Origin of the sequence: Campylobacter sp. RM19072 (assembly GCF_024723485.1) — a bacterium.
Classification (GTDB): Bacteria; Campylobacterota; Campylobacteria; order Campylobacterales; family Campylobacteraceae; genus Campylobacter; species Campylobacter porcelli.
Map to the genome: position 1 here is coordinate 1 of NZ_JANQCU010000027.1, position 9,769 is coordinate 9,769.

The following is a 9,769-nucleotide window of genomic DNA, read 5'->3' on the forward strand; positions in this document are numbered from 1 at the left end:
GGATGTATAAAATCAATTAAATTTAATATTATTATGAATTTTATAAGCAAAATTCATAAATTCCATCTAATTTTTCTAAATATTTTATATATTATGATAGACTTATCTGTTTAAAAATGGAGAAAATATGCAACGATATATAAATTTACTCAAAGAGAATAATCTTTTAAAAATTATTGATGAGCCATGCGATATTGAGCTTGAGATTGCTCATCTTAGCTATATTGAGGTTAAAAAGAGCGATTCTAAAGCATTATTATTTACCAATCCTACAAATAAAAATGGGGATAAATTTCCGCCTGTTATTACAAATATTTTTGGTAGTTTTAAGGCTTTGGAGCTGATTTTTGGGCGTAATATTGATGATATTGCCAATGAAATTTCTATGCTTTTAAAGCCTAAAAAACCAAATTCTATAAAAGAAAAGATTGACTTTTTTTCTCATATTTTAAGCTTAAAATCCATTTTTCCAAAAAGATTAAAGGGCAAAGGAGTATGCCAAGAGTGTCAAATGGAGTCAAATTTATATAAACTTCCAGTTTTAAAAACTTGGGATTACGATGATGGCGCATTTATCACGATGGGGCAAGTCTATACTAAAACGCTAAATGGCACTACTCAAAATTTAGGAATGTATCGCTTACAAATTCACTCAAAAGATGAGCTAGGAATGCACTGGCAAATCCACAAAGATGGGGCTCATTTTTTTCACGAGTATAAAAAAGCAGGAGTCAAAATGCCAGTTAGCGTAGCTATCGGTGGCGATCCTTTATATATATGGTGCGGACAAGCTCCATTGCCAAAAAATATTTTTGAGCTAATGTTATATGGGTTTATCCGCAAAAAAGCTCCAAAACTGGTAAAATCGCTTACTAATGATATATATGTGCCTTTTGATGCTGATTTTGTAATCGAGGGTTTTGTAGATCCAAATGAGCTAAGAGATGAGGGTAAATTTGGCGATCATACTGGGTATTACACGCCAATTGAGCCATTTCCGCTAATGAGAGTTACAAAAATAACGCATAAAAAAAATCCGATATTTTCCGCAACCGTAGTAGGCAAACCACCTTTAGAAGATAAATATATGGGTTATGCGACAGAGCGTATATTTTTGCCACTTTTACAGACAAGTGTGCCGGATTTAATCGATTATAAAATGCCTGAAAATGGGGTATTTCATAATCTAATTTTGGCTAAATTTAACCATCTTTACCCAGCTCACGCTCAGCAGATTATGCATGCATTTTGGGGTGTGGGGCAAATGAGCTTTGTAAAGCACGCTATATTTGTCCCAGATGACGCACCAAATTTAGGAGATTATGAGAATTTGGCTAAATTTATTTTAAATAGATTTAGCCCTAAAAGTTGCTTAATCACAAGCGGAATTTGCGATCAATTAGATCATGCTAGTCCAAATTCTTGCTATGGTGGTAAGCTAGGGATTGACGCTTCTATCGATTATGCTCCTTTGCCAGTAGAGGTTATAAGCGATGCTGAGCTACTAAGTAAATTTAAAAAGATTAATCTTGATATTTTAGATATTTATCAATATTTTACCGATAGTAAAAATCCAATTTGTATGGTTAAAATAGATAAAAAGTCAAATTTAAAGCCACTTTTTAATTCTCTTTTGGAATTTAAAAGGCATTTTAAGATAGTAATTTTCGTAGATAGCGACGCAAGATTAAACAATCCATATATGATGACTTGGCGTATAACAAATAGTATCGATGCGCAGCGGGATATACATATAGATGGTGAGCAGATATTCATCGATGCTACTCGTAAAAATATAGATGATGGCTATACAAAAGAGTGGCCAAAGGAGACTAATTGTAATAAAAATATAGTAAATAACCTTATTAAAAGAGGCTTAATAGATGATGATGAAAATTTATTTGAGAAATTTGAGATATTTGGATAATGGTTGTAGCGGTATTTGACTCTGGATTTGGGGGACTAAGCCTTTTAAATGAAGCTATGAGAGAGATTGATGGGTGTGATTTTATCTATTTTGCTGATAATGATAACGCACCTTATGGGGTAAAAAGCATTGATGAGATAAAAGCCCTTAGCATTGATGCGGTGGAGTTTTTACGCCCTATGGCTGATATAATCGTCATTGCGTGTAATACCGCTACCAGTGCAGCCGTAAGCGAACTTAGGAGTAAATTTACCTTGCCGATTATAGGGATGGAGCCAGCGGTTAAATTAGGAGAGAACTCAAGTGGCGATATACTAGTCATTGCCACTCCAGCTACCATAAAAGGAGCTAAACTAAATGAGCTGATAAAACGATCAAATTTAAGCGATAAAACATATCTCTTGCCTATGCCTAGGCTTGTGGAGTTTGCCCAAAATATGGAGTTTGATACTGATAAAGTGCGTAGGTATATCGCTGAGGAGCTAGAGCGATTTAATAGAGAAAATATCTCGCTTTTGGTGCTAGGATGTACGCATTTTAACTATTTTAAAGATAGCTTTAATGCTTTAATGCCAAATTGTAAGATTGTAGATGGCGTTAGCGGGACAATCCGCCAAATCAAAAGAAAAATCAGCGAAATAGGAACATGTGGTAAAACTCAACCAGTAAGGCTAACTTACTACTCATCTAAAAGAAAAGAGAGTATAAATCGCATTGCCCCATTTCTATCAAGGCTTGATAAGATGGCTAAGATTTAATCCCATAAAAAGAGATAAATCTTAACCAAAAGATTACTACGCTAATATAAATTTATCTACTACTTAATCTTTTATATCTATCGCAACCTTTTTGATCGCCTAATTTACAAGCCTTATCATAATACTCCTTAGCCATAGTGTAATCTTGTCTTAAGCCTTTGCCATTTTCATATAAAATCCCAAGAGCAATACAACTAAGTGTATCATTATTATCACACGCTTTTCTAATTAACTCAGCGGCTTTTTGGTGATTTTGTCTTACTCCATTGCCAAATATATATAAGCGTCCAAGAGCAGCACAACTCAATACATGATTATTATCACAGGATTTTTGATATAGCTTAGCAGCTTTTTGGTAATTCTGCTTTACACCATTACCATCATCATATAAAACTCCAAGGTTATAGCAAGCTATCATATCTCCATTATCGCAAGAGATTTCTAACTTTTTAGGATCTAAATCCTCAGCTACAACCACGCCAAAAAATAGTGAAATGATTAAAATGAACTTTTTCATCAATATCCTTTAAAAATAAATTTAATTCTACTCCACCGTTACACTCTTAGCAAGATTGCGTGGCATATCCACATCATTGCCTAATCTAATAGATATCTCAAGAGCAAATATCTGTAATATAATCATAATCTCAAAAAACTCACTCATCGGGTGCGAATGCGAATTTATCCTTATAAAATCATCACTAAGCTCAAATTCCAAAGGAGAAATGGTAGTTATAAACGCATCTCTAGCCGCTAACTCCTCTATATTTGATTTGGTTTTATCATATAAAATGGTTTGCGGTAAAAGCGCAATCGTATATAGCCCCTCATCTGCTAAGGCTATTGGGCCGTGCTTCATCTCTCCAGCTGGATAGCCCTCAGCGTGTAAATAGCTAATCTCTTTTAATTTAAGCGCTCCTTCAAGTGCAAGTGGGTAAAAAATATCCCTTCCGATAAAGAAAAATCCATGCCCATGGACATAGTGCTTGGCTTTGCGATAAATTTTTTCTTGTAAGCTTTTATCGAAATTTACAATAGTTGGGATATTGCGAAGTGCTTTAATCTCATTTTGGAGCATCTCTTTGCTTATGGTGCTACGAATTTTAGCTAATTTTAAAGTTAGCATCCATAGACAAATGACTTGAGTGGCAAAGGCCTTGGTACTTGCCACTCCTTTTTCTATCCCAGCACGAGTAAGCAATACCTCCTTAGCCATTCTAACAATGCTTGAATTATCCACATTACATATGGCTAAGGTGTTTAAATTTGCCCTTTTAGCGATCTTTAAAGCCTCTAAGGTATCAGCCGTCTCGCCACTTTGGCTAATTACTATAAATAGAGAATTTGGATTTAAAAATGGCTCTTTGTATCTAAATTCACTAGCCACAACCACACTAGCCCTAATCTTAGCAAGTCTTTCTAATAGATAGCTAGCTACAAGGGCGGCGTGATAGCTCGTCCCACACGCACATAATACCACCTCTTCTATATTATTAAATATACTCTCATCTATATCCAAATTCAGATCACTATCGCTTAATCTACCCATCAAGCACTCAGCGATCACTTGGGATTGTTCATAAATCTCTTTTTCCATAAAAAATCTATAGCCATCTTTTAAAGCGTATCCTTTATCTTTTGGTAGCTCGGTGAAATTTGGCTTTATCTCTTGATTATTCTCATCAAAGATAGTTAAATTCCCAAGCTTTGCTACGCCATAAACGCCATCTTCAAGATATATAGCGTCCTTAGCTAGACCGATAAGCGCAGAGTCTGAACTAGATAGATAAATCTCATCGCCATCTCTAGCGATTATCAAAGGGGCTGCATTTTTAGCAAAAAATAGCTCCCCAGCAGCAGCCTTAGTCACAAGCAAGGTAGCATAAGCACCCTTTAGCCTTGAGATTGTCTTTTTATAGGCTTCAAATGGGGTTTTAGCACTCTTATTATACTCTTCAAAAAGATGAACTATAACCTCAGTATCAGTCTGACTTATAAATTTCACGCCCTTAGCTTCTAGCTCATCTTTTAGCTCTTTATAATTTTCTATAATTCCATTATGGATAACAAAGCTATACTCGCCAAGATGCGGATGAGCATTGATCTCAGTAGGCTTGCCGTGCGTTGCCCATCTAGTATGACCTATGGCTACTCCATCTCCTTTATACTCGCACTCTTTCATCTTATTAGCTAAATTCTCAAGCTTTCCAACTGCCTTATAATAGCCTATCTCATCGCTAGTAGCAATCGCCATCCCAGCACTATCATAACCACGATATTCAAGCTCTTTTAGTCCATTTAATATAATATTTTTCTTCTCTTTACTGCCTATATATCCGACGATTCCACACATATTTTACTCCGTTATAATCTCTTTTAAAAACTTATCAATTTTATCTTTTAACCCATCTTCCATAGATAAAAGAAACATATTTCTAGTGCGATTTTTGATGGTTTGTATTCTAGCATTTGCTAGCTTAATTTGAAATTTGCTAAGCATACTTAAAATATAGATCATAAAGCCTCGCTGGTCTTTTGAATTTATATTTAATTTAGCATAATTTTGAGAATAATTCATATCAAATCCAACCTCATTTGGCAAGATTATTGGCTTATCATATTGCGGCTTCTCCTTAGAGCAAAGAGCTTGGATAATCTGATTTTTACTCTTATCAATATTAGAATTATAATCAAGCCTTATATAGCTTTTACCATCAAAAAGCTCACAAATCTCCATATACGCAAGATCAAATCCGCGAAGTTCCCTAAGTGCCATAGCCATATTCCAATTTCTTTTGGCTATGATTTGCAAACTATGGCTAGTTAGCTCTAGATCTATATTTGAGCACTCACTGGCTCTAAGTGCTATATCTATTATTTGCTGTTGGCTATATTTATTAAAAAACCAATTAGACTCTATGCTTAAAATTTGATCTTTAATCTGCTTATCTAAGGCGATAAATTCCTTTTGCTTTTTTAAAAGCTCAATCTTTTTAGTCCTTTTATTGACAATATCCATAAGACTCTCATCGCTATCAAAAGCACTTAAGGCACTATCATAAATTTGACGAAGTTTGGCATTTTGAGCTTGATTAAAGTGATTTAAATTCTTAGCTTTTAACCTAGCGTAAGTTAGGATATATAATAATTTTAGGGCTTGTTTTTCTTTTATAGAGCTTACTAAATTTAGCATTAATGGCTCACTAATTGGCTCTGATAAAATATCTATTAGTTGATTTTGATTTTTAATCAGATTAATACCCATATTTATGGTCTTTTGCATCAAATCTAATTTCGCACAATATGAGCGAAATATATTAGCACTACTTACATAATTTGGCGACGCTTGATGAAGTAATGCTACTAGCTTTAATAGCATTTTTCCATTAGCACAAAGGTCAGCATAAAGGCTAAAAGCAAATCTATCTTCAATCCTCTCAAGCTGTGCAACTATAGCCACACAACTCTCATCTAGGCTATATTCACCTTCTAAACTAGCTAGATGTGAGCTAAATTCCATTGGCTTTATGATTTTAAGTAGCTTTGAGCTATCTAGTAGTAATTTTAAAATATCCTTGCTATGTCTGCGGTTTAATATCTTTTTTAACCCCTCATAAACCTTTGGAGAGCTACTATCTTCTAAACGCTTTATATAGATTAAAACGCTTATATCAAATTTAAGCTCCACATCTGGCAAAAGGCTTAAATCCTTAAGTATGAGTTTGAGATCTTTTGGCTTTTTACGACTTGGTGCGTAGATTGTATTTGCGATATTATATAGCCCACTTGGTAAGCGGCACACTCTAGCTGTGCCTAAAGATATTTTAACACCAAAGGCACTTCTAGCTAAATATCTAGAATAGATATATATAGTATGCATAGCCCATAGGCATTTGCTTAGTAGTATCTCTTGTGGGCTTAGACCTTTTTTGGCTTTTGTTTGCATAACTTCACAAACTAAATCTAAATATTCACGCCCCAAAATCTCTCCACCACCGCTAATTTGAAGAGCTGAGCGAAGTGAGCTAATATAATCAAATGCCAAATTCATCTCACTTAACTCATTTTCATCAATATATTTTAATACACTTGTTTTTGGATTTGTGCCAAAAAGGCTAAATACCCTTTTATAATCCATAAATCCGCCATTTCCGCTAAATAAATTTGGACTACAATCCAAATAGTGCGGACAATTCATCGGCTCAAGTTTATGCAGATGATACATAATCAACTCATCTTTTTTGCTCTCATTTATTTGAGATATTTGATTTTTAACATCTTTATATAGCATTTTTGATCCGCACACAAAGCGAATATGGCTAAATAGCACCGTTAGCTCAATATCATTAGCAATCAAATCAAGCTCATCTCTCTCATAGAGCTTAGCCTTAACATCTAAGCCAACATCTTTTAAGATATTAGTATATCTGTTGGCTATGGATTTGGAGTTGTAGCCTAGCTCATTTTTATATATTATAGCTAGTTCTATATGACTCTTAACGCTCATCTCAGCAAGTGCGTAGCTGCCAATAGCCATCACACACAAAGGCACACTATCATCATTTGGCTCAAAATCCCCAAATGAATCAAATTTAAGTATATCAAAGGCTGATTTTAAAAACTTATCTATCTCTTTGGATTGATAAATTCCATAATTCCTACCCCCAAGACGCATAAAATTGCTCTTTAGGCCATTTTTACACTTTGTAATATCATCTTTTAATTTTATAATTGTTATATTTTTAGCTCTCATCTACTTCCTTTAGGCGGCATTCTACCCAAATTCAGCTTTTAATTATATTAGAAAATTTAACAACGATTAAACAATTTTTACTTATAATTCCACATCATTTTATAAGGAGAGATTATGAAAAAAGTAGCGTTACTATTTTTGTGTGCGTATGCTTTAAATGCCGCCCAGTTTAATCCTGCTATGCAAGGCTATATAGATGAGCTAAGGTTGGAAGCTAAAAAGCTAGATCCAAATTTCAAAGATTTTGACGCTTTAAGGGGCGAAAAAATCTTTACTACCAAAAATATTGGCAAAAACTCGCAAGAAATATCCTGTCAAAGCTGCCATGGAAGCGACCTTAAAAAAGAGGCCACAAATATATTTACAAACAAAACCATAGCCCCACTTTCATCAAGTGCAAATCCATCTAGACTAAGTGATGTAAAAGAGGTAAAAAAATGGCTAAAAAGGAATTTTAAAGATGTGTATTTAAGAGAGGGAACCGCTATAGAAAAAGGTGATGTCCTTTACTATCTAATCAAACAATAAGGAGAAAAAATGAGATTTTTACTATTTATATTTGTAGCTATTTTAAGCTTACAAGCAAAGGGCTTAGATGTAAAACCAGTAGATAATGAGCTATATAAAAAAGAGTGTGCCACCTGTCATTTTGGCTATCAGCCAGGTCTTATGCCAGCTCAGTCTTGGGAGTTTATAATGAAAAATTTAGCCGATCACTATGGCACTGATGCGAGCATTGATGATGAGACAAATAAAAGCATACTTAGCTATCTTTTGGCAAATGCTAGTCAAAATGCGATGAATTATAAAAGAAGTGCGAAAATCACAAAATCGCTAGAAAATGGCGTTTTATACCAGTCTATAACTGAAATTCCATACCATATAAAAAAGCATAAAAAGATAGAAAAATGGATGATTACGCAAAAAGAGGTCAAAACTCTATCAAACTGCACCGCCTGTCATAAAAAAGCCGATCTTGGAATATATAGCAAAAAAACTATAGATATACCAAATTATGGGGCTTGGCGTGATTAAGAGCTATATTTACAGCTTTGCGGCGAGATTTTCTCATATTGCATTGATACTTGGTCTTGCTATATCATATTTGCTTAGCGAATTTGATGGTTTGCTATATTTTCACGCCGCTTTTGGCGTGATATTTGGCGTAGCGATTATATTTAGGATAATTTGGGGATTTATCGGGACAAAATACTCTAAATTTAGCGATTTTAAATTTAGCGGATTAGGCGGATATTTCCTATCTTTTTTTAGCAAAAAAGAGAAATTTATAGGGCATAATCCCGCCTCAAGCATAGCAATCATAATTATGCTAAGCCTTGGATTTATCTGCGTTATATCTGGGCTTATGCTCTATGGAATAGATGAAAATAGCGGAATTTTTGCATTTTTATACAATAATTATAATGAGCTTAAATTTGTAAAATCCATACACGAAGTATCGGCAAATCTGCTTTTAATAGTGGCTATTATCCATATTTGTGGGGCTTTGATAGATAAATTCATACATAAAAATGATGCTTTAAACTCTATGATAACAGGCTATAAACTAACTAAAAATGATGAGAGCGTAAAGGCAAATTTAGCTCAAAAAATCTTTTGCTTAGTGTGGATTTTAGCCATAATTGCTGCTTTTTTATATATTTTAAATAGGGATAATTTTATATTAAAATCTCACGCTTTAAAGGTGGATTATAGCTCACAAAATGCCGTATTTGCCAAAGAGTGTGGAAGCTGCCATATGCTCTATCCGCCATTTTTACTACCTAAAAAATCATGGGAGATAATGATGGCAAATTTAGAAAATCACTTTGGCGATGATGCTAGCATAGATGAAGAGGCAAATCAAAATATATTAAATTTTTTACTTGCTAATTCTGCTCAAATGAATAGCAATAAAACAGCATTTAATATACTAAAATATGCCAAAAACGACCAAAATATAGCCATAACAAAAAATGAATATTGGATAAAAAAGCATAGAAAAATAGATGAAAAAGTATTCTTAAGAGATGATATAAAATCTAAGGCAAACTGCACCGCTTGTCACAAAGATATACAAAATGGCATAATCCAAAAAAGCTTGATAGATTACGAAAAAATAAAGCGATAATCTAAATTTATAAACGCTTATTTTATAGGGTTAAAGAGCTATTTTATGGCTTTTAACTATTTTTACTTCGCACGGCAACGAGTCGCCGTTTGCGACAGGGAGCTACGCTCCCTTAACCCACCTAAAGTTATCCATCCGACAAATGCGAATGAAATTATGGTTTAACTTCACTAGAGCCAAGCTAGTCTTTACGACCAATT

General features: G+C 34.0%; 8 protein-coding genes. 5 read left to right on the top strand and 3 right to left on the bottom strand.

What is annotated here, in order from left to right; translation table 11 throughout:
- Positions 1-127 precede the first annotated feature (127 nt).
- Both CSUIS19072_RS08085 and murI read left to right on the top strand, forming a co-directional pair.
- Positions 128-1,927, top strand: coding sequence for a menaquinone biosynthesis decarboxylase (locus CSUIS19072_RS08085; RefSeq protein WP_086293580.1), 1,800 nt, complete (start codon positions 128-130; stop codon positions 1,925-1,927).
- The gene (murI, locus tag CSUIS19072_RS08090; RefSeq protein ID WP_086237944.1) at positions 1,927-2,685 is read left to right on the top strand and encodes a glutamate racemase; all 759 of its coding nucleotides are present in this window, start codon (positions 1,927-1,929) and stop codon (positions 2,683-2,685) included. Before CSUIS19072_RS08085 ends, murI begins: the two co-directional genes overlap by 1 nt.
- A gap of 52 nt (positions 2,686-2,737) precedes the next feature.
- Here the strand turns inward: murI and CSUIS19072_RS08095 are convergent, their stop codons facing one another.
- From CSUIS19072_RS08095 to CSUIS19072_RS08105, 3 genes are read right to left on the bottom strand one after another with little or no spacing between them, the layout of a single operon-like run.
- On the bottom strand, positions 2,738-3,202 hold the full coding sequence (locus CSUIS19072_RS08095; protein WP_086293578.1) for a tetratricopeptide repeat protein: 465 nt from the start codon (positions 3,200-3,202) through the stop codon (positions 2,738-2,740).
- Between the two features lie 27 nt (positions 3,203-3,229).
- Complete coding sequence (glmS, locus tag CSUIS19072_RS08100) at positions 3,230-5,038, bottom strand: glutamine--fructose-6-phosphate transaminase (isomerizing) (protein WP_086237942.1); 1,809 nt, start codon at positions 5,036-5,038, stop codon at positions 3,230-3,232.
- Between the two features lie 3 nt (positions 5,039-5,041).
- Positions 5,042-7,438 carry a hypothetical protein gene (locus CSUIS19072_RS08105; RefSeq protein WP_086237941.1) on the bottom strand — a complete coding sequence of 799 codons (2,397 nt, stop codon included), beginning with the start codon at positions 7,436-7,438 and terminating at the stop codon, positions 5,042-5,044.
- A 114-nt stretch (positions 7,439-7,552) separates the two neighbouring features.
- Here CSUIS19072_RS08105 and CSUIS19072_RS08110 point away from each other — a divergent pair, with 114 nt between their 5' ends.
- Genes CSUIS19072_RS08110 through CSUIS19072_RS08120 form a run of 3 tightly spaced genes read left to right on the top strand, consistent with a single transcriptional unit; the run spans position 7,553 to position 9,569 of the window.
- Entirely contained in the window at positions 7,553-7,966 is a 414-nt protein-coding gene (locus CSUIS19072_RS08110; protein WP_086237940.1) for a DUF1924 domain-containing protein, read from the top strand.
- A gap of 9 nt (positions 7,967-7,975) precedes the next feature.
- The gene (locus tag CSUIS19072_RS08115; RefSeq protein WP_086237939.1) at positions 7,976-8,473 is read left to right on the top strand and encodes a diheme cytochrome c; all 498 of its coding nucleotides are present in this window, start codon (positions 7,976-7,978) and stop codon (positions 8,471-8,473) included.
- Positions 8,466-9,569: a cytochrome b/b6 domain-containing protein gene (locus tag CSUIS19072_RS08120; RefSeq protein WP_086293576.1), complete on the top strand. Its 1,104-nt coding sequence runs from the start codon at positions 8,466-8,468 to the stop codon at positions 9,567-9,569. Before CSUIS19072_RS08115 ends, CSUIS19072_RS08120 begins: the two co-directional genes overlap by 8 nt.
- Positions 9,570-9,769 lie beyond the last annotated feature (200 nt).

Coding starts and splice junctions, on each gene's coding strand:
- murI (WP_086237944.1), top strand. CDS start 1,927: ATGGTTGTAGCGGTATTTGACTCTGGATTTGGGGGACTAAGCCTTTTA.
- CSUIS19072_RS08115 (WP_086237939.1), top strand. CDS start 7,976: ATGAGATTTTTACTATTTATATTTGTAGCTATTTTAAGCTTACAAGCA.
- glmS (WP_086237942.1), bottom strand. CDS start 5,038: ATGTGTGGAATCGTCGGATATATAGGCAGTAAAGAGAAGAAAAATATT.
- CSUIS19072_RS08085 (WP_086293580.1), top strand. CDS start 128: ATGCAACGATATATAAATTTACTCAAAGAGAATAATCTTTTAAAAATT.
- CSUIS19072_RS08110 (WP_086237940.1), top strand. CDS start 7,553: ATGAAAAAAGTAGCGTTACTATTTTTGTGTGCGTATGCTTTAAATGCC.
- CSUIS19072_RS08095 (WP_086293578.1), bottom strand. CDS start 3,202: ATGAAAAAGTTCATTTTAATCATTTCACTATTTTTTGGCGTGGTTGTA.
- CSUIS19072_RS08105 (WP_086237941.1), bottom strand. CDS start 7,438: ATGAGAGCTAAAAATATAACAATTATAAAATTAAAAGATGATATTACA.